This is a genomic window from Mesorhizobium sp. M2A.F.Ca.ET.039.01.1.1, from assembly GCF_003998035.1.
Lineage (GTDB): Bacteria > Pseudomonadota > Alphaproteobacteria > Rhizobiales > Rhizobiaceae > Mesorhizobium.
The window spans coordinates 1-426 of sequence record NZ_RZRY01001560.1 but is presented as its reverse complement, the minus strand read 5'-3'; the positions used below and the strand labels follow the sequence as shown (position 1 = coordinate 426).

Annotated in this window: 1 protein-coding gene; it reads right to left on the bottom strand. The window is 63.8% G+C overall.

All coding sequences use genetic code 11. The annotated features are described in order from the left end of the window. Positions 1-68 precede the first annotated feature (68 nt). On the bottom strand, positions 69-426 hold a 358-nt coding region (locus EOA24_RS40920; protein ID WP_133375125.1), incomplete at its 5' end, for a cell division protein ZapA.

Genomic DNA, 426 nt, shown 5'->3' with positions numbered 1-426 from the left:
GGCGTCGGCGATGAAAAATTTTCATCTTTTCTCGGCAAATCCGGCAGGAATTTCTGCCGCCTCGGGGCTCAGGCCTTCTTGACCGCCAGCGTCGTCGCCAGGTCTTCCATGCGCTGGGCCAGCGCGCCCAGCGCGTCGGTCAGCACGCCGTCGCTCTTGCCGGCCTTGGCCAGCGCGTCGTCGCGCGTCTTGCGCAGCGTCAGCACTTCGCTTTCCATGCCCTTGACGCGCTTCTGCAGCTCCGAAAGCTCGTCCATGACCATGATGCCGGCCATCACCGTCAGCCGCTGGTCGCCGATCTCGCCGAACGAGTCCTTGAGATGCGCGACATAGCGGTCGAAGCGCTCGGCCAAGTCGATCAGGTGCTCTTCCTGGCCCTCGTCGCAAGCCATGCGGTACTGCTTGCCGTCGATGGAAACCGTGACC